Here is an 18,073-nt window from a genome sequence, read left to right as displayed (position 1 = left end):
GGGGTCATGGGAGACCGGATCAAAAGACTCATGACCTGGTGGCAAGGCACCCGCCTGGCGCGCATGCTCGCCCGTTACGGTGTGGCCAACGGCGCCATGCTGTCCGGCGGTATCGCATTCTCCGCGCTGTTCTCGATCTTCGCGGCGCTGGTGATCGGGTTCAGTGCGTTCATGCTGGTGATCGGCGAGAACATCGAGTTGCGCGATCAGGTGATCGACACCATCAACGATGCGATGCCGACGGAGCTGATCGGTTCCGACCAGGGCCAGATCAGCCCCGACCAGCTGCAGCCCTCCGGCGGTACCGGCGTCGCCGGCATCATCGCCGTGCTGGTGCTGCTGAACACCGCCACCCGGGTCCCCGCCAACCTCAGGAACGCGGTGCGGGCGATGTTCGGCCTGCTCGCCCCCGACGTCAGCCCGGTGATGGGCAAGGTCCGGGACTTCCTCGGCTTTCTCGGCCTGGCGATCTCGGTGCTGCTCACCACAGTGCTCAGCGTGGCTGCCGGGGCGGCGGGGGAGTGGGTGCTCTCCCTGGTCGGCTTGGAGGACAGCACCGGCGGGCGATGGACCCTGACCATCCTCGGTGTGCTGGTGCCGCTGATCGTGGACATGCTGGTGTTCGTCTGGGTGTACCGGGTGCTCGCCGGTATTCGGCCGCCACCGCGGGAGCTGTGGGTCGGAGCGTTGCTCGCCGGTATCGGGTCCGGGGTGCTGCGCTACCTGGGTACCGCCGTGGTCGGCAGCGTCTCGGACAATCCGCTGTTCCAGGGATCGGCCGCCCTCGGTGTCCTGTTGCTCTGGGTGAACTTCCTGGTGCGGATCACGCTGATGGTGGCGGCCTGGATGGCCAACCCACCGCCCCGGCCAGTGGTCGCCGACGAGATGATCACCCACGCCGACGAGACCCCGAACTACGTGACCCTGTCCGCACCGGAGACCCTGGACTGGCAGCACGACCCGATCACCGGGCAGGTGCAGCCGGAGGAGCCGCCGCCGCCACCGCCGTACTGGGGCGGGCTGATCGGCTGGACCCGGCGCAAGTGGAAGGGTGCCCGCGAAGGCTGACCGGTGCGCCGGACCTGAGCCGCTGGCTACGCTGAGCCGATGCAGCCCATGTTCTACGCCGTCATCCCCGCCGGCGGCGCCGGCACTCGGCTCTGGCCGCTCTCCCGGCGCAGTGCACCGAAGTTCCTGCACGATCTGACCGGGAGCGGGCGCACCCTGCTGCAGGCCACCTGGGACCGGCTTGCCCCGGTCGCCGACGCCCAGCTGGTGGTCACCGGCACGGCGCACGCCGCCGCCGTCGCGGAGCAGCTGCCCGCCCTGCCGGCCGCCGACCTGCTCGCTGAACCCTCGCCACGGGACTCGATGGCTGCTATCGGCCTGGCGGCCGCCGTGCTCACCGCCCGGCACCCGGATCAGGACGTGGTGATCGGCTCCTTCGCCGCGGACCACGTGATCACCGATGCCGAGGCGTTCGCAGACGCCGTGCGCACCGCCGTCGAGCTGGCCCGGGCGGACTATGTGGCCACGATCGGGATCGCCCCGACCGGCCCGTCCACCGCATTCGGCTATATCCGCCTGGGTGAAGAGATCTCCGGCATCGCCGGCGGGCACCAGGTCCGCAGCTTCACTGAGAAGCCCGATCCGGCCACCGCCGCGGACTATCTGGCTACCGGGGAGTACCGGTGGAACGCGGGGATGTTCGTGGTCCGCGCTCAGGTGCTGCTCGACCACCTGGACCGGCTGCAACCGGCGCTCGCCGAGGGCCTGCGCACGATCGCGGCCGCCTGGGACACCGGTCAGCAGCAGGAGGTGCTCGCCCAGGAGTGGCCGGCGCTGACCAGGATCGCGATCGATCACGCGATCGCCGAGCCGGTCGCCGCCACCGGTGGGGTGGCGGTGGTGCCGGGCGAGTTCGGCTGGGACGACGTGGGCGACTGGGCCTGCCTCGCCGAGCTGCTGCCCGCCTCCTCCGGAGGGTCCGGCGACGGCGCCCGGGTGCTGGGCGAACCGTCTCTCACCCTGATCGAGGACTCACCGGGGGCGCTCGTGGTGCCCCACTCCGGACGGCGCGTGGTGCTGCTCGGCCTGCCGGACGCCGTCGTGGTGGATACCCCCGATGCCCTGCTGGTGACCAGCACTGAGCAGGCGCAACGGGTCAAAGAGGTGGTCTCCGCGCTCGCCGATGACCAGGACGGGGCAGACCTGCTCTGAGCTGAGGCACTCCTGGCGCACGGAGGCCGAAAAGGAGCACCTCAGTGCGCCGATCGAACCTCCGACGGCGGCGGCTACGCCGTCGGTGAAAATCTATGGTCCCGCGGCCGCTGACCGTGTTCTAGTAGTTTTCCCACCCCCACCCTGCGCACCGGAAAGGACCGCGGATGAGCGTGCCCACCTCCCTGGCCATCGAGACCCGAGGGCTGGTGAAGAAGTTCGGTGCCACCGTGGCCGTGGACGGGATCGACCTGGCCATCCCGCGCGGCGGAATCTACGGGGTGCTCGGCCCGAACGGTGCCGGGAAGACCACAGCGATCCGGATGCTGGCCACGCTGCTGCGGCCCGATGCGGGCGAGGCCTCGGTGCTCGGGCACGACGTGTTCGCCGAGCCGAAAGTGATCCGGGAGAAGATCGCCCTGACCGGGCAGTTCGCCTCCCTGGACGAGGACCTCACCGGGATCGAGAACCTGGTGCTGCTCGGCCGGCTGCTCGGCCTGAGCTCGGCTGCCGCCCGCGCTCGCGGACTCGACCTGCTCGAGGCGTTCGGGCTCAGCGACGCCGCCACCCGGCAGGTGAAGAAGTACTCCGGCGGGATGCGCCGCCGGCTAGACATCGCCGGCTCCCTGATCGTCACCCCGGAGCTGATGTTCCTGGACGAGCCGACCACCGGGATCGACCCGCGCAGCCGCAACCAGGTCTGGGACATCATCCGCACCCTGGTGGCCGGTGGCACCACGATCCTGCTCACCACCCAGTACCTGGAGGAAGCCGATCAGCTCGCCGACCGGATCGCCGTGATCGATCACGGCCAGGTGATCGCCGAGGGCACCCCCGGCCAGCTCAAGGCTCAGGTCGGCTCGGGTGCCCTGACCGTGCGCGTGCTCGACCCGGCCGATCGGGAAGAGGCCGCAGCGGTGCTCACCCGCGCGATCGGCACCGAGGCGCACCGCGAGGGCGATCCGAGTGCGCTGACCCTCCGGGTGGCCGACACCGCCCGGGCCGCAGCCGCGCTGTCCGCTCTCCAGGAGGCCGGACTGGGGATCGAGACGTTCGCCCTCGGCCAGCCCAGCCTGGACGAGGTGTTCCTCACCCTCACCGGTAAGCCGACCGAGGAAGAGACAGCCGAGACGGCCGAGACGACGGCGGGTGCGCGATGACCACGACAGAGACCACTGAGCAGCCCACCGGCGGCTCCGCGGTGCACGCGGACAAGATCCGGACCGTGCTGATGCCGGCGGGGGACCGGCCACGCCGTGCCGGACCGCTGTCCGCATCGCTGACCTACGGCTGGCGGGCACTGCTGAAGATCAAGCACGTCCCGGAACAGCTCTTCGACGTGACCGTCTTCCCGATCATGATGACGGTGATGTTCACCTACATCTTCGGCGGCGCGATCGCCGGATCGGTGGACGGGTACGTGCAGTGGCTGATCCCCGGGATCTTCGTGCAGACCCTGATCATGATCACGATGTACACCGGTCTCACGCTGAACCGGGACATCTCCAAAGGGGTGTTCGACCGGTTCCGTTCGCTGCCCACCTGGCGCCCGGCCCAGCTGGTGGGTGCCCTGCTCGGAGACCAGGTGCGGTACACCCTCGCTGGAGTGATCATCCTGGCGGTCGGGTTCGTGATGGGGTTCCGGCCCGACGGCGGTGTGCTCGGTGTACTGCTCGCGTTCGTCCTGCTCCTGGTGTTCAGCTTCAGCCTGTCCTGGGTGTGGACGGTCATCTCCCTCGCCGTGCGCAGCGAGCAGGCCGCGATGGGCGTCTCGATGTTCATCCTGATGCCGCTGACGTTCGCCTCGAACATCTTCGTGGACCCGCGCACGATGCCGAGCTGGTTGGAGCCGGTCGTGGAGGTGAACCCGGTCTCGGTGGTGGTGACCAGCATCCGCGAGCTGATGGCCGGCACCTTCGAGGCCGGTTCGGTGGCCACAGTCCTGCTCTACTGCGTGGTGCTGGTGGCGGTGTTCGGGCCGATCTCGATGTTCATCTACAACCGGAAGAGCTGACCGCCCCGCGGGCAGCGGTAGCCTTCGAGGGTGCTCACTTCCGCCGACCTGACCGCCCAGATCCACTCCCTGACCGATGCCCTGCTCGAGGAGCTGGTCGACTTCCGGCGTGATCTGCATGCACACCCCGAACTGGGCTTCACCGAGCACCGCACCACCGAGAAAGTGGCCGCCCGGCTGGAGGCTGCGGGGCTGAAAGTGCACCGGTTCTCCCCGACCGGGCTGGCCGCGGACATCGACCCGGGCACCGAACCGGGCCCGGCCACCCGGCGCCGGCGGCGGGTGGCGCTGCGCGCCGACCTGGACGCACTGCCGATGCAGGAGGCCACCGGTCTGCCGTTCTCCTCCACCGTGCCCGGCGTCACCCATGCCTGCGGTCATGATGTGCACACCACCGCGGTCCTCGGCGCGGGTCTGGTGCTGGCCGACCTCGCCCGCCACGGAGCGCTGGACTCCGCAGTGCGGCTGATCTTTCAGCCCGCCGAGGAGATCCAGCCGGGCGGCGCGCTGGACCTGCTGGAGACCGGGGTGCTGGAGGATGTGGATCGGATCTTCGCCGTGCACTGTGACCCGAAGGTTCCGGTGGGCCAGGTCGGCACCCGGATCGGACCGATCACCTCTGCTTCGGACACGGTGACCGTCACTCTCTCCTCCTCCGGCGGGCACACCTCCCGCCCGCATCTGACCGGGGACATCGTCTACGCCCTCGGCCTGGTCGCCACCGCCACTCCGGCCCTGCTCGGCCGCAGACTGGACCCGCGCTCCGGTGCGAACCTCACCTGGGGCAGTGTGCGAGCCGGCTCGGCCGCGAACGCGATCCCCACCACCGGCACCATCACCGGCACGCTGCGCTGCCTGGACGCGCGTACCCGGGACCGGGCGGAGGCGCTGCTGGAGGAGCTGATCACCCAGGTGGTCGCACCCACCGGAGTCGAGGTGGAGGTCAACCTGGTGCGGGGTGTGCCCCCGGTGGACAACGACGAGGGCAGCACCCGGATCATGGACGAGGCCGCCCGTGCCGTGCTCGGCCCGGACGCCCTGGTCCTCACCGAGCAGTCCCTGGGCGGGGAGGACTTCGGCTGGTACCTGACCCGCACCATCGGCGCGATGGCCCGCCTCGGTGTGCGTTCTCCTGGTGGGCGCAGCTACGATCTGCACCGCCCGGACCTGATCGTGGACGAGGCAGCGATCGGCGTCGGCGCCCGGTTCCTCGCCCGGGTAGCCGCCGATGCCAGCCGCGACCTGCAGAGCTAGCACGCAGGTACCAGTTCGGTAACAACTCACCCGTTCTGTCTCAGCATGCGACACGCAACGGTGAGGACGGTCTAGTGTCACTTCAGCCGACGACGGCATCGACCCCCCTCAGGAGCACGACGTGAAGAAGTCCATCCCCGCGGCCCTCGCGGCCGCAGCAGCACTGACCCTCGCAGCGTGCGGCGCCGCACCCGAGGAAGACTCCGGCGGCGATGCCGGCGGTGGCACCGACAACAGCGACTTCCTCGCCTGCATGATCTCCGACGAGGGCGGCTGGGACGACGCCTCCTTCAACGAGTCCGGCTTCAACGGGCTGACGCGCGCCGAGGACGAGCTCGGCATCTCCGTGCAGGACGCCGAGTCCACCGACCCCGGCCAGTACACCGGCAACGTGGACGCGATGGTGCAGGCCGGTTGCTCGCTGACCATCGGCGTCGGCTTCAACCTGGAGGACGCCATCCAGGAGGCCGCCGAGGCGAACGAGGACATGCACTTCGCCCTGATCGACTCCGGCTTCAGCGACGCCGACTTCAACCCGGTCACCTACGACAACGCCAAGCCGCTGCTGTTCAACACCCAGGAGGCCGCGTTCCTGGCCGGCTACCTGGCCGGCGGGATGACCGAGACCGGCACTGTCGCCACCTACGGCGGCCAGGCCCTGCCCTCGGTGACGATCTTCATGGACGGCTTCGTGGACGGCGTCGCCGCGTACAACGAGGCGCACGACGCCGACGTGGAGGCACTCGGCTGGGACAAGGACGCCCAGGACGGCTCGTTCACCGGTGACTTCTCGAACACCGAAGCCGGCTACAGCACCACCCAGCAGTTCATCGCCGACGGCGCCGACATCATCCTCCCGGTCGCCGGGCCGGTGGGTTCCGGGTCGCTGCGTGCCGCCTCCGAGGCCGACGGGGTCTCGGTGATCTGGGTGGACTCCGACGGCTACGAGCAGCCCGCGAACGATGAGTTCAAGGACCTGATCCTCACCTCGGTGATGAAGGGGATCGCGAACTCGGTCTTCGACACCATCGAGTCCTCGGTGAACGGGGACTTCAGCTCCGAACCGTACGTCGGCACTCTGGAGAACGGCGGCGTGTCTCTGGCGCCGTACCACGACTTCGAGGGCGAGGTACCGGCCGAGCTGCAGACCGAGATCGAGGACCTGCAGGCGCAGATCATCGCCGGTGACCTGGTGGTCGACTCGCCGAGCGCCAACTGATCAGCAGGTGAGACTCGAACTACGCGGCATCACCAAACGCTTCGGCGCTCTGGTTGCCAACGACCGGATCGACCTGCTGGTCGAGCCTGGCCGGATCCATGCCCTGCTCGGGGAGAACGGCGCCGGCAAGTCCACGTTGATGAACGTGCTCTACGGGCTCTACCGCCCCGACGAGGGGCAGATCCTCATCGACGATGCGCCGGTGACGTTCGACGGGCCGGGAGACGCGATGACCGCCGGGATCGGCATGGTGCACCAGCACTTCATGCTGATCCCGGTGTTCACCGTGGCGGAGAACGTGGTGCTCGGGCACGAGCCCACCCGGCAGCTGGGCATCATCGACCTGGGCCACGCTCGCGAGCTGGTGCGCAGCTTGTCCGAGAAGTTCGGCTTCGACGTGGACCCGGACGCCAAGGTCGGCGACCTGCCGGTGGGCGTGCAGCAGCGGGTGGAGATCATCAAGGCGCTCTCCCGGCACGCCGAGGTGCTCATCCTGGACGAGCCGACGGCGGTCCTCACCCCGCAGGAGACCGACGAGCTGATGACCATCATGCGCAGCCTCGCCGACGCAGGCACCGCCGTCGTGTTCATCACGCACAAGCTGCGTGAGGTACGCGCGGCGGCCGACGAGATCACCGTGATCCGCCGCGGTCAGGTGGTGGCGACGGCGGAGCCGTCCTCCTCCCAGGCCGAGCTCGCCTCGCTGATGGTCGGCCGGGACGTGGTGCTCGGGGTGCAGAAGAACCCGGCCGAGCTGACCGACCACCAGCTCGAGGTGCGCGGCCTGACCGTGCTGAACGCCGCCGGCACCAAAGTCGTCGACGACGTCAGCTTCACCGTGCGCGGCGGCGAGGTGCTCGCCGTGGCCGGGGTGCAGGGGAACGGCCAGTCCGAGCTGGCCGAGGCGATCCTCGGACTGCGCGAGGTCGGCGCCGGGTCGGTGCAGCTGGACGGCACCGAGCTGGTCGGCCGCACGGTGCGCGGCGTGCTGGACGCCGGAGTGGGCTTCGTGCCCGAGGACCGCAGCAAGGACGGCCTGATCGGCTCCTTCAGCGTGCTGGAGAACTTCCTGCTCGACCAGCACGACCGCGCCCCGTACGCACGGGGCCTGGCACTGAGCCTGGACCACGCCCGCGCCAAGGCGGAGGAGTTCACCACCGCCTTCGACGTGCGCACCGACTCGGTGGACACCCTCGCCGGGAACCTGTCCGGCGGGAACCAGCAGAAGGTGGTGCTCGCCCGGGAGATGTCCCGCTCGCTCCGGCTGCTGATCGCCTCCCAGCCCACCCGTGGGCTGGACGTGGGCTCGATCGAGTTCGTGCACCGGCGGATCATCGAAGAGCGCGACGCGGGGATCCCGGTGCTGATCGTCTCCACCGAGCTGGACGAAGTGATGGGCCTGGCGGACCGGATCGCGGTGATGTACCGCGGCGAGGTGATCGGCATCGTCGGCGCCGACACCGATCGGGACACCCTCGGCATGATGATGGCCGGCGTTCCCGCCGACGGCGGTGCACCGGCGGAGGCCCACGATGACTGAGACCACTGACCGCCCACGGATCAACTGGGACCAGATTGCGCGCTCCTCGCCGCTGCTGACCTTCCTGGCGATCTTCGCCGCCCTGGTGATCTCCGCCGTCCTGATCGTGGTGGCCGACCCGGCGGTGCGCGCCAGCGCCGGCTACTTCTTCGACCGGCCGGGGGACACCGTCAGTGCGGCATGGGACGCCGTCTCCGGCGCCTACACCAGCTTGTTCCGCGGTGCCGTGTTCGACTACAGCGCCAGCGGCGCCCGGATGATCCGCCCGATCACCGAGACGATGGTGGCGGCCACCCCGCTGCTGTTCGCGGCTCTGGGCCTGGGCATCGGCTTCCGCGCCGGACTGTTCAACATCGGCGCCCAGGGGCAGGTCCTGATGGGTGCCGCGGTCGCCGCCTGGCTCGGGTTCGCGCTGAATCTGCCGGTGGTGCTGCACGTGCTGGTCGCGATCCTCGGCGCCGCGTTGATGGGCGGGTTGTGGGCCGCGATCGCCGGTGTGCTCAAGGCCCGCACCGGCGCCAACGAGGTGATCGTGACGATCATGCTGAACTGGATCGCCACCTGGCTGATCACCTGGTTGCTGACCACCAGCATCCTCGCCCGTGCCCCGAACCGGCCGATCAGCCCGGCCGTGGATCCCACGGCGAAGCTGCCCCTGCTGCTCGGGGGTCAGTTCCGGCTGCACTGGGGCTTCGTGCTGGCGCTGCTCGCCGCCGTGGGTGTCTGGTGGCTGATGGAGCGCTCCACCATCGGGTTCAAGTTCCGGGCCGTCGGGGCGAACATGGACGCCGCCCGCACCGCCGGGATCAACGTCAACCTGGTGTTCGTGATGGTGATGGTCACCGCCGGCCTCCTCGCCGGGCTCGGCGGCGCCGCCCAGCTCCTCGGGGCCGACCACAGCCTGCGGGCCACCACCGCCGGCACGATCGGCTTCGACGCGATCACCGTGGCACTGCTCGGCCGGAACAGACCGGCCGGGATCGTCGGTGCCGCCCTGCTGTTCGGGGCGCTGCGAGCCGGATCGCCGCTGATGCAGACCGAGTCGGACACCCCGATCGACATCGTGCTGGTGATCCAGGCCGTGATCGTGCTGTTCATCGCCGCCCCGCCGCTGGTGCGCACGCTCTTCCACCTGCCCGGGCGTCCGGGCACCCGCCGCGCCGTGGAGGCGGCATCATGACCGCCCCGGTGATGGCCGGTACCCCCGGCCCGGTCGGCCCGGACGGGATGCTGCGCGCCGATGTGCTCGGTGCCGTCTCCTGGCGTACCCCGATCACGATGGCCGCCCTGACCGTGGTCACCTTCTTCGCCTTCGTGCTGTTCACCCCGTCGACGGCGATCGCCCAGTTCGCGTTCACCGAACCGGACGGGTCCTGGCAGTGGCCGACCTGGCACGCACCCGCTCAGCTGGTGCTGGTGATCTGCGTCCTGCTCGCCGCCGCGCTCACCGCTCTGGCGTTCCAGGCGGCTGCTGCCCGCAAGCCGCGGCGCTGGTACCTGGTCGCGTTCGGCGCGCTGATGCTGGTGATGTTCCTGGTCTGGGTGATGTCGGCCAGCACCGGCACCCTGCGCATCCCGTTCCTGCTCGGGATGACGATGACCTGGGCCGTCCCACTGGTGTTCGGCGCGTTCGCCGGTGTGCTCTGCGAACGGGCCGGCGTGATCAACATCGCCATCGAGGGCCAGCTGCTCGGTGGTGCCTTCCTCTGCGCGATCGCGGCGTCGCTCACCGGCAACGCCTATGTCGGCCTGATCGCCGCACCGATCGCCGGCGCCCTGGTCGGGCTGATCCTCGCGGCCTTCGCCATCACCTACAAAGTGGACCAGATCATCGTCGGCGTAGTGGTCAACGTGCTGGTCCTCGGTCTGACGAACTACCTGTTCTCCACCGTGCTGAGCGAGAACCCGCAGGCCTACAACTCCCCGCCACCGCTGCCCACCTGGCGGATCCCGGTGCTGGCGGACATTCCGGTGATCGGCTCGGCGCTGTTCAACCAGACGGTGATCGTCTACGCCATGTACGTGGCCGTGTTCGTGCTGCAGTACATGCTCTTCCGCAGCCGCTGGGGCCTGCGGCTGCGGTCCGTGGGTGAGCACCCGAGGGCCGCCGACACTGTGGGCATCAAGGTGAACCGCACCCGGTACCGGGCGGTGGTGCTCGGCGGGGCGGTGGCCGGCTTCGGTGGTGCATCCTTCCTCGCCGCCGGTCTGGCGTTCACCAAGGAGGTCTCCGCCGGGCGCGGGTACATCGCCCTGGCGGCGATGATCCTCGGCCGCTGGTCCCCGAAGGGTGCCCTGGCCGCGGCGGTGCTGTTCGGCTTCACCGACGCCCTCAACCGGGTGCTGCGCAATATCGGCTCGCCGGTGGACTACGAGCTGATGTCGATGCTGCCCTACCTGGCGACCATCTTTGCCGTGGCCGGGCTGGTCGGGCGGGTGCGGCCGCCGGCCGCAAGTGGTAAACCGTACCCGTGAGCTACGACTGGGAGGGGCTGCGCACGGCGGCACGGACGGCGATGGCGAACGCCTACGTGCCCTACTCGCACTACCCGGTAGGGGCGGCCGCCCTGACCGACCGGGGCGACGTCGTCACCGGCTGCAACGTGGAGAACGCCTCCTACGGGGTGACGCTGTGTGCGGAGTGCTCGCTGGTCTCGGCACTGTTCGCCTCCGGCGGCGGCCGGCTGATCGCGTTCACCTGCTGCGATGGTCAGGGCGAGGTGCTGATGCCCTGCGGGCGCTGCCGCCAGCTGCTCTGGGAGCACGGCGGGCCCACCCTGCTGGTGGAGACGCCCCGCGGGGTGCTGCCGATGACCGAGGTGCTCCCGCAGGCGTTCGGGCCGGATCACCTCACTGGCTGAGCGGCGCAGCCACCCCGTTACGCTGGACGGTATGAGCGAAGCCTTCGATGCCACCGACGTCATCACCGCCAAGCGCGATGGCGCCGCGCTGAGCCCCGAACAGATCGACTGGGTGGTGGACGCCTACACCCGCGGGGTGGTGGCCGAGGAGCAGATGTCCGCGCTGGCGATGGCGATCCTGCTGCGCGGGATGGACCGGGCGGAGATCTCCCGCTGGACCGCCGCGATGATCGCCAGCGGGGAGCGGATGGACTTCACCGGCCTGGGTAGGCCCAGTGTGGACAAGCACTCCACCGGCGGGGTGGGGGACAAGATCACGCTGCCGCTGGCGCCGCTGGTGGCCTCGTTCGGGCTCGCGGTGCCGCAGCTGTCCGGCCGCGGCCTCGGGCACACCGGAGGCACCTTGGACAAGCTCGAGTCGATCCCCGGGTGGCGGGCGGCGCTGAGCAACGACGAGATGCGCGACCAGCTCTCCGCCGTGGGCGCGGTCATCTGCCAGGCCGGGTCCGGGCTCGCCCCAGCCGACCGCAAGCTGTACGCGCTGCGAGACGTGACCGGCACCGTGGAGGCCATCCCGCTGATCGCCTCCTCGATCATGAGCAAGAAGATCGCCGAGGGGACCGGGGCCCTGGTCCTGGATGTGAAGGTCGGCTCCGGGGCGTTCATGAAGGACCTGGCCGACGCCCGCGAGCTCGCCCGCACGATGGTGGACCTGGGCACCGATGCCGGACTGCGCACCACCGCGCTGATCACCGATATGTCCACCCCGCTCGGGCTGACCGCCGGGAACGCGCTCGAGGTGGCCGAGTCCTTGGAGGTGCTCGCCGGCGGGGGACCACCCGATGTGGTGGAGCTGACCGTCGCCCTGGCGCGGGAGATGCTCACCGCCGGCGGGCTGCCCGATGCGGACCCGGCCGAGCACCTGGCCGGTGGGCAGGCGATGGACGCCTGGAAGGCGATGATCCGCGCCCAGGACGGCGACCCGGACGCCCCGCTGCCCACCGCGACGCACACCGAGCAGGTGCTCGCCCCGGCCGAGGGCACCTTGGTGGGGCTGGATGCTTACGCCGTCGGCCTGGCCGCCTGGCGTCTGGGGGCCGGCCGGACCCGCCGGGACGAGCCGGTGCAGGCCGGCGCCGGCGTCCAGCTGCACGCCAAGCCCGGGGCCGCGGTGCGTGCCGGCGAGGTGCTGATGACCCTGCACACCGACACCCCGGAGAAGGTGAACCGGGCCAAGGAGGCGCTCGCCGACGCGGTCACGATCGCCGCTGACGGGGCCCGCCCGGCTTCCGGCTCGGTGCTGCTGGACCGGGTGGACCCGGCATGACCGACGCCTCCGCTGGCCAGCCCGAGCAGGACCGGCGCCGGCCCCGCTCGGTCTACGGGGTGGGCACCGAACCCGATGTGCGCTTCTCCCTGGCGAACGAGCGCACTGCGCTGGCGTGGCTGCGCACCGGTCTCGCCTTGGTGGCCGGTGGGGTGGCACTGACCACGCTGGCCTCCTTCGGCGCCGGGAACGCCTTCCTGGATGTGGTCGCCGGGCTCGCCTGCATCGCCGGCGGCGTGCTCGCCTTCGCTGCGCTCTCCGGGTGGCAGCGCCGGGAACGGGCCCTGCGCCTGGGCGAGCCCTTACCCGCGCCACGGATCCTGCCCGCTCTGGTGATCGCCGTCGGGCTGTTCGCCCTGCTGATGGTGGGGTACGTGATCGTGCAGCTGGTGACGTGACCACCGGAATCGACGGCGACCCGGGCGCGCAGCCACAACGGACGATGCTGTCCTGGCACCGCACGGTGCTGGCGGTGACGATGGGCGCCCTGGTGGCGTCGATGACCGCCCAACGGCTCGGTCACCCGGTGCTGTCCGGGCTGGCGGCGCTGGCCGCGATCGCCGGTCTGGGTGGAGCGTTGCGCCGGCTGCGGTACTGGCAGCCCACCGCGTCCTCCCGGTGGTCCGTGCTCGTGCAGGTGACCGTGGCCGTGATGGTGCTCAGTGTGATCGGCGCGGCGCTGGCGGTGGCGAACATCCTCGATACGCTGAACCCATGAGCCTCACCCGCGAGACGATCGCCGCTCTGCCCAAGGTCCTGCTGCACGACCATCTGGATGGCGGGCTGCGGCCGGCCACGATGCTCGAGCTGGCGCCGGAGGTGGGTCACCAGCTCCCGGCCGGGGACCCGGAGGCGCTGGCGCAGTGGTTCGTGGCGGCGGCCGACTCGGGGTCGCTGGTGCGCTACCTGGAGACCTTCGACCACACCATCGCGGTGATGCAGACCACCGAGGCACTCACTCGGGTGGCCCGTGAGGCGGTGGTCGATCTGGCGGCCGACGGAGTCGTCTACGCCGAGCTGCGCTACGCCCCGGAGCAGCACCTGCAGCGCGGGCTGAGCCTGCAGCAGGTGGTGGACGCCGTGCACGACGGAATCGAGGAGGGCAAGGCAGAGGCCGCCCGCGCCGGGCACACGATCGAGGCGGGCACGTTGCTGTCCGCGATGCGCCATGCCGACCGGGCGGACGAGATCGCCGCGCTGACCCTGGAGAACCGGGACAGCGGAGCCGTCGGCTTCGACATCGCCGGCCCGGAGGACGGGTTCGGTCCGGGCCGGCTGCGCAGCGCATTCCAGACCCTGCGCGAAGCCAACTTCCCGTACACCATCCACGCCGGTGAGGCGGCCGGGCCGGAGAGCATCTGGGAGGCGCTGCAGGTGTGCGGCGCGCTCCGCCTGGGGCACGGGGTGCGGATCATCGAGGACATCGAGCTCACCCCGGCCGATGCCGCGCCGGGCACCGCCACCGAGGCGACCCTCGGCACGCTGGCCGCCTGGGTGCTGGATCGGCAGGTCCCGTTGGAGGTGTGCCCGTGCTCGAACCTGCAGACCGGGATCGCCACCACCGTGGCCGACCACCCGATCAGCACCCTGTGGCACCTGGGCTTCGCCGTCACCATCAACACCGACAACCGGCTGATGTCCGGCACCTCGATGAGCAACGAGATGGAGCGGCTGGTCACCGAGGCCGGCTGGACGCTGGACGATCTGGAGGAGGCCACCCTGCTGGCGGCCTGGAACTCCTTCGCCCCGCACCACATCAAACAGCAGATCGTCACCAGCCAGATCGAGCCCGGGTTCGCCGCCGCCCGCGCCTGACCGCTGCACTGAGTTCGCAGCGCTTCAGCGGAAGCGCCCCTATCGTGGAGCCGTGACGAGCTACGCGGTGGTCGGCGGCGGGATCCTCGGCTGTGCTGTGGCGCGGGAGATTCTGCGCCGCGACCCCGGCGCCGAGCTCACCCTGTTCGAGAAGGAAGACCACCTCGCCGCGCACCAGTCCGGGCACAACTCCGGAGTAGTGCACGCCGGTCTCTACTACCCGCCCGGGTCGCTGAAGGCCCGGCTCTGCCGCCGCGGGGTGGAGCTGCTGCGGGAGTTCTGCATCGGCCGGGAGCTGGACTACCTGGAGTGCGGCAAGGTGCTGATCGCCCGCGACGCCGAGGAACACACCCGGCTGCAAGCGATCGCCGAGCGCGCTCGGGCGAACGGGGTGCCCGGTGTCGAGATGGTCGGTCCGGCCGGGCTCGCCGAGGTGGAGCCGGAGGCGGTCGGGGTGGCCGCGATGCTCTCCCCGACCACTGCGGTAGTGGACTACGCGGCGATCACCCGGGCGCTCGCCGAGGACGTCCGGGCCGCCGGGGGACGACTGCTCCTCGGGCACCGGGTGCACGCTGTGGTGCCAGTGACCCGCGGGGTCCGGGTGGTCACCGACCCGGAGACTTCTCCGCAGCTCTTCGACCGGGTGGTGGCCTGCGCGGGTCTGGCCTCGGACCGCCTCGCCCGCACTGCCGGCGGCGACCGGGAACCGGCGATCATCCCGTTCTTCGGCCAGTACTACCGGATCGACGACGCGCACACCCACCTCACCCGCGGCCTGATCTACCCGGTGCCGGACCCGCGCTACCCCTTCCTCGGCATGCACCTGACCCGGCGCGTCGACGGCGCGCTCACCGTCGGCCCGAATGCGTTCCTGTCCGGCGCTCGGGAGGGTTACCGGGGCCAGGTCAGCCCGCGGGACCTCGCCGAGGTCGCACGCTGGCCAGGGTTCTGGCGCTTCGCCGCCAGGAACATGCCGACGGCGGTGCGTGAGCTGGCGGGCGTGCTCTCCCCGGAGAGGTTCCTCACCGAGGCGCGCAGCTACGTCCCGGCGCTGGAAGGCGCGCGGCTGACCCCCGTCGGGCGCGGCATCCGGGCCCAGGCGATGACCCGGGATGGCCGGCTGCTGGACGACTTTGCCATCGAGCAGCGTGGCCCGCTCGTTCAGGTGCGCAACGCGCCGTCTCCGGGTGCCACCGCGTCGCTGGCGATCGCCGAGCACATCGTCGCATCGCTCGGCTGAGCAACGCCGCTGAGCGCTTCCGCGGAAGCGGTACCGCTACGCCGCGTGACCGTCCTGCTCGGCGGCGAGCTGGCGCCGTCGTGCCCAGTTCGTCACCACAGTGGAGACGGCGTAGGCCAGGTGCAACCGGCCGCCGTCGAGAGCGACCAACGATGCATCCTCAGCCGCCGGGACAACGGGCCCGTTGGCTGTGCTGCTCGGCTGCGACACCGGGCTGCCGTCCGGCGTCAGCACGACGATCGGTCCACCCGGCCCGCGCCGCATCTGGTAGCCGCCTTCGTGCAGCCGACGATGGTGCTCCCCGCAGAGCAGGACCATGTTGTCCAGGTCGGTGCGTCCACCGCGGACCCAGTGCACCAGGTGATGACCGTGCAGGTACTGCCGCCGCCCACAGCCGGGATAGACACAGCCGTGGTCCCGGTCCCACATCGCCCGGAACAGGGCGGCGCTGGGCAGGCGCCGCCGCCGGCCGAGGTCCACAGTGCGGCCGGGCCGAGGGTTCGGCCGGACCCAGTCGCCCGGGGGAGCGGAGCCGTCCTCGTGCAGGTGCGTCACCAGCCCGGAGTCGCAGGCCAGCCGGCGCGCTGTCTCCGGGTGCAGTGCCGCACCGGACTCCAGCCGTGGGCCGATGAGGGCGGGTGGGCCTTGGTTCGCGGTCACCGGTGTACCGGCGAGATCCGCCAGTGTGGTGTGCAGCACGGTCTCCGCCCGCCGGGACCCACGGGTCCGGCTCGCGCCGGCCTCGATCTCGGACTGTTCGCAGACCAGCACCAGGGCATCGAGCAGCGAGTAGCCCGACTCGTCCTGATCCGCGGCGGTCCGTTTCAGGTATTCACGCGCCTCGTGCAGCCGGTCGACGATCACCGCACCCTGCTCCGGCGAGCACCGCACCGAGACGCTCACCGACCCGTCGTCGAGGGTCCGGTAGGTCACCGCTGCGCGGTCATGGCGCTCGTTGACCTCCGCCAGGGAACCGGCGGCGGTGCGCACCCCGGCACAGAAGCGCTGCACCTGGTCTGCGGTGCCCGCCTCGGCCACCTGCACCAGCTCCGCCTCGTTCTCCGGGGTGGCCACCCGAGTGATCGCCCGCACTTTCGAATAGCTCAGCCGGCCCGCCCCGAACTCGGCGCACGTCAGCGGCAGACTGCGCATCGCACGAGCCACCCGGACCTGTTCCCGAGCCGTCACCGCGGCCATCCCGCACTGCCAGGACAGCCAGTGCGTGCTGGAGGTGACTCCGGCATAGTGCCCCCACCCGTCGCGCGCGTCGAACTCACCGAGCAGCACCAGGAACCGGCAGGTGCTGGCCGCGATCCCGGCCGCGAGGGAGCCCAGCTCTGCTGCTAGCTGCCACACCGGCCGCTCGCTCAGATCGTCCCCGGCGGGCCGCTTCCCTGCGGGCGTGTTCCGGTCATCGGCGTTGGCCGTCATCGTCCTCACCGTCCTCTTCGAATAGGTGTTCGATACTAGGAGCGAGCACCGACATTGCCGGCCGGCCGACATTGCTGGCCGGCCGACAATGTCGGTGCTGGCCACCGGTCGGCGGGTATGCGCTTCCGCGGAAGCGCCTCCCGGCCCGGAACGCTTCAGCGGAAGCGCTGAGCGGGCGCCGTGCTGTGAGCCCGATCACCTCTCACCAGCGACCGGTCCCGCCCAGTGCCGAATGCTTTACAGTTCAGGTGATGACCGCTGTCCCGGGAAAGGTTCATCGTGCGCCGTCGTGCTCTTGTCCTGACCACTGCCGCCCTCGCACTGGCCCTGACCGCGTGTTCGGGTGGTGACAGCAGCAATGGCGGCACCACTGCCGACCAGGGCGGCGAAGGCACCGAGACCGCGACCTGCGATCCGGCTGCGCTGGAGACTCTCACCGAGGGCACGCTGACCGTCGGCACGTCCACCCCGTACGAGCCCTGGTACGTGGGTGAGGACCCGACCACCGGGGAGGGCTTCGAGTCCGCGCTGGTCTACGCCGTCGCTGATCAGCTCGGCTTCGCCGAAGAGGACGTGACCTGGGAGAACGTCACCTTCGAGCAGATCATCGCCCCGAACATCAAGCCGTTCGACTTCGCCGCCTACCAGACCACGATCACCCCCGAGCGGGCCGAGGTGGTGGACTTCTCCGCCCCGTACCTGGACACCTATCAGGGGGTGGTGGTGGCCGACTCCGGTGACTACGCCGAGGCGAGCGCGCTGACCGACCTCGAGGGTGCCCGGATCGGCGTGACCGCCGGGCAGACCTCCTTGACCGATGCCGAGGCCGCCTGGGGGGACACCGTCGAGCTGGTGCCCTATGACGACGCCGGGATGGCGATGCAGGCGATGAGCAGCGGGCAGATCGACGCCGTGGTGATGGACGTGAGCCAGGGCGTGTCCGCCTCCACGGTGTACTTCCCGGACACCTCCGTGATCGGCACCCTGCCTGCCTCCGGTGAGCCGGCGCAGCTCGGCTTCGTGCTGGACGTCGAGTCCTCGCTGACCACCTGCGTCTCCGACGCTGTGGAAGCGCTGCGCACCGACGGCACGCTGGACGCGCTCGCGAGCGAGTGGCTGAACACCGACGGTATCCCCGAGCTGAGCTGACCG

At 70.5% G+C, this 18,073-nt stretch carries 17 protein-coding genes; 16 read left to right on the top strand and 1 reads right to left on the bottom strand.

Features of this window, described 5'->3' with window-relative positions; genetic code table 11:
- Nucleotides 1-30: 30 nt before the first annotated feature.
- From FU260_RS18440 to lhgO, 15 genes are all read left to right on the top strand, one after another.
- Nucleotides 31-1,068 carry a YihY/virulence factor BrkB family protein gene (locus tag FU260_RS18440; RefSeq protein ID WP_168211852.1) on the top strand — a complete coding sequence of 346 codons (1,038 nt, stop codon included), beginning with the start codon at nucleotides 31-33 and terminating at the stop codon, nucleotides 1,066-1,068.
- Between the two features lie 39 nt (nucleotides 1,069-1,107).
- Nucleotides 1,108-2,220, top strand: coding sequence for a mannose-1-phosphate guanylyltransferase (locus FU260_RS18435; RefSeq protein WP_147918369.1), 1,113 nt, complete (start codon nucleotides 1,108-1,110; stop codon nucleotides 2,218-2,220).
- 167 nt (nucleotides 2,221-2,387) lie between these two features.
- Nucleotides 2,388-3,380 (top strand): ATP-binding cassette domain-containing protein, encoded by a 993-nt coding sequence (locus FU260_RS18430; RefSeq protein ID WP_147918368.1) that lies wholly within the window; start codon nucleotides 2,388-2,390, stop codon nucleotides 3,378-3,380.
- Nucleotides 3,377-4,234 carry an ABC transporter permease gene (locus FU260_RS18425; protein WP_187368381.1) on the top strand — a complete coding sequence of 286 codons (858 nt, stop codon included), beginning with the start codon at nucleotides 3,377-3,379 and terminating at the stop codon, nucleotides 4,232-4,234. Before FU260_RS18430 ends, FU260_RS18425 begins: the two co-directional genes overlap by 4 nt.
- A 30-nt stretch (nucleotides 4,235-4,264) precedes the next feature.
- The gene (locus FU260_RS18420; protein WP_147918367.1) at nucleotides 4,265-5,488 is read left to right on the top strand and encodes an amidohydrolase; all 1,224 of its coding nucleotides are present in this window, start codon (nucleotides 4,265-4,267) and stop codon (nucleotides 5,486-5,488) included.
- Between the two features lie 121 nt (nucleotides 5,489-5,609).
- The gene (locus FU260_RS18415) at nucleotides 5,610-6,707 is read left to right on the top strand and encodes a BMP family lipoprotein (protein WP_147918366.1); all 1,098 of its coding nucleotides are present in this window, start codon (nucleotides 5,610-5,612) and stop codon (nucleotides 6,705-6,707) included.
- A 7-nt stretch (nucleotides 6,708-6,714) separates the two neighbouring features.
- Complete coding sequence (locus tag FU260_RS18410; RefSeq protein WP_147918365.1) at nucleotides 6,715-8,247, top strand: ABC transporter ATP-binding protein; 1,533 nt, start codon at nucleotides 6,715-6,717, stop codon at nucleotides 8,245-8,247.
- Nucleotides 8,240-9,427: an ABC transporter permease gene (locus FU260_RS18405; protein WP_147918364.1), complete on the top strand. Its 1,188-nt coding sequence runs from the start codon at nucleotides 8,240-8,242 to the stop codon at nucleotides 9,425-9,427. Before FU260_RS18410 ends, FU260_RS18405 begins: the two co-directional genes overlap by 8 nt.
- Nucleotides 9,424-10,722: an ABC transporter permease gene (locus FU260_RS18400; protein ID WP_147918363.1), complete on the top strand. Its 1,299-nt coding sequence runs from the start codon at nucleotides 9,424-9,426 to the stop codon at nucleotides 10,720-10,722. The genes FU260_RS18405 and FU260_RS18400 overlap by 4 nt, the downstream gene beginning before the upstream one ends.
- Nucleotides 10,719-11,108: a cytidine deaminase gene (locus tag FU260_RS18395; RefSeq protein ID WP_147918362.1), complete on the top strand. Its 390-nt coding sequence runs from the start codon at nucleotides 10,719-10,721 to the stop codon at nucleotides 11,106-11,108. The genes FU260_RS18400 and FU260_RS18395 overlap by 4 nt, the downstream gene beginning before the upstream one ends.
- Before the next feature lie 31 nt (nucleotides 11,109-11,139).
- Nucleotides 11,140-12,435 carry a thymidine phosphorylase gene (locus FU260_RS18390; RefSeq protein ID WP_147918361.1) on the top strand — a complete coding sequence of 432 codons (1,296 nt, stop codon included), beginning with the start codon at nucleotides 11,140-11,142 and terminating at the stop codon, nucleotides 12,433-12,435.
- A complete protein-coding gene (locus FU260_RS18385; RefSeq protein WP_147918360.1) occupies nucleotides 12,432-12,833 on the top strand; it encodes a YidH family protein in 402 nt (133 codons plus the stop codon). Before FU260_RS18390 ends, FU260_RS18385 begins: the two co-directional genes overlap by 4 nt.
- Entirely contained in the window at nucleotides 12,830-13,153 is a 324-nt protein-coding gene (locus tag FU260_RS18380; RefSeq protein ID WP_147918359.1) for a DUF202 domain-containing protein, read from the top strand. Before FU260_RS18385 ends, FU260_RS18380 begins: the two co-directional genes overlap by 4 nt.
- On the top strand, nucleotides 13,150-14,250 hold the full coding sequence (locus FU260_RS18375) for an adenosine deaminase (protein WP_147918358.1): 1,101 nt from the start codon (nucleotides 13,150-13,152) through the stop codon (nucleotides 14,248-14,250). The genes FU260_RS18380 and FU260_RS18375 overlap by 4 nt, the downstream gene beginning before the upstream one ends.
- Nucleotides 14,251-14,302: 52 nt before the next feature.
- Nucleotides 14,303-15,490, top strand: a complete 1,188-nt coding sequence (gene lhgO, locus FU260_RS18370) for an L-2-hydroxyglutarate oxidase (RefSeq protein ID WP_147918357.1) — start codon at nucleotides 14,303-14,305, stop codon at nucleotides 15,488-15,490.
- 36 nt (nucleotides 15,491-15,526) lie between these two features.
- Here lhgO and FU260_RS18365 read toward each other — a convergent pair whose 3' ends face one another.
- On the bottom strand, nucleotides 15,527-16,921 hold the full coding sequence (locus tag FU260_RS18365; RefSeq protein ID WP_168211851.1) for an HNH endonuclease signature motif containing protein: 1,395 nt from the start codon (nucleotides 16,919-16,921) through the stop codon (nucleotides 15,527-15,529).
- A 279-nt stretch (nucleotides 16,922-17,200) separates the two neighbouring features.
- Here FU260_RS18365 and FU260_RS18360 point away from each other — a divergent pair, with 279 nt between their 5' ends.
- Nucleotides 17,201-18,070, top strand: coding sequence for an ABC transporter substrate-binding protein (locus FU260_RS18360; RefSeq protein WP_168211850.1), 870 nt, complete (start codon nucleotides 17,201-17,203; stop codon nucleotides 18,068-18,070).
- Nucleotides 18,071-18,073: the final 3 nt, after the last annotated feature.

It is taken from the genome of Ruania zhangjianzhongii (assembly GCF_008000995.1).
Taxonomy (GTDB): Bacteria; Actinomycetota; Actinomycetes; order Actinomycetales; family Beutenbergiaceae; genus Ruania; species Ruania zhangjianzhongii.
Note: the sequence above shows the minus strand (reverse complement) of the source record. Positions and strands in the feature narration are given on the sequence as shown.

Coding starts and splice junctions, on each gene's coding strand:
- FU260_RS18430 (WP_147918368.1), top strand. CDS start 2,388: ATGAGCGTGCCCACCTCCCTGGCCATCGAGACCCGAGGGCTGGTGAAG.
- FU260_RS18375 (WP_147918358.1), top strand. CDS start 13,150: ATGAGCCTCACCCGCGAGACGATCGCCGCTCTGCCCAAGGTCCTGCTG.
- FU260_RS18390 (WP_147918361.1), top strand. CDS start 11,140: ATGAGCGAAGCCTTCGATGCCACCGACGTCATCACCGCCAAGCGCGAT.
- FU260_RS18405 (WP_147918364.1), top strand. CDS start 8,240: ATGACTGAGACCACTGACCGCCCACGGATCAACTGGGACCAGATTGCG.
- FU260_RS18365 (WP_168211851.1), bottom strand. CDS start 16,921: ATGACGGCCAACGCCGATGACCGGAACACGCCCGCAGGGAAGCGGCCC.
- FU260_RS18400 (WP_147918363.1), top strand. CDS start 9,424: ATGACCGCCCCGGTGATGGCCGGTACCCCCGGCCCGGTCGGCCCGGAC.
- FU260_RS18425 (WP_187368381.1), top strand. CDS start 3,377: ATGACCACGACAGAGACCACTGAGCAGCCCACCGGCGGCTCCGCGGTG.
- FU260_RS18435 (WP_147918369.1), top strand. CDS start 1,108: ATGCAGCCCATGTTCTACGCCGTCATCCCCGCCGGCGGCGCCGGCACT.
- FU260_RS18385 (WP_147918360.1), top strand. CDS start 12,432: ATGACCGACGCCTCCGCTGGCCAGCCCGAGCAGGACCGGCGCCGGCCC.
- FU260_RS18440 (WP_168211852.1), top strand. CDS start 31: ATGACCTGGTGGCAAGGCACCCGCCTGGCGCGCATGCTCGCCCGTTAC.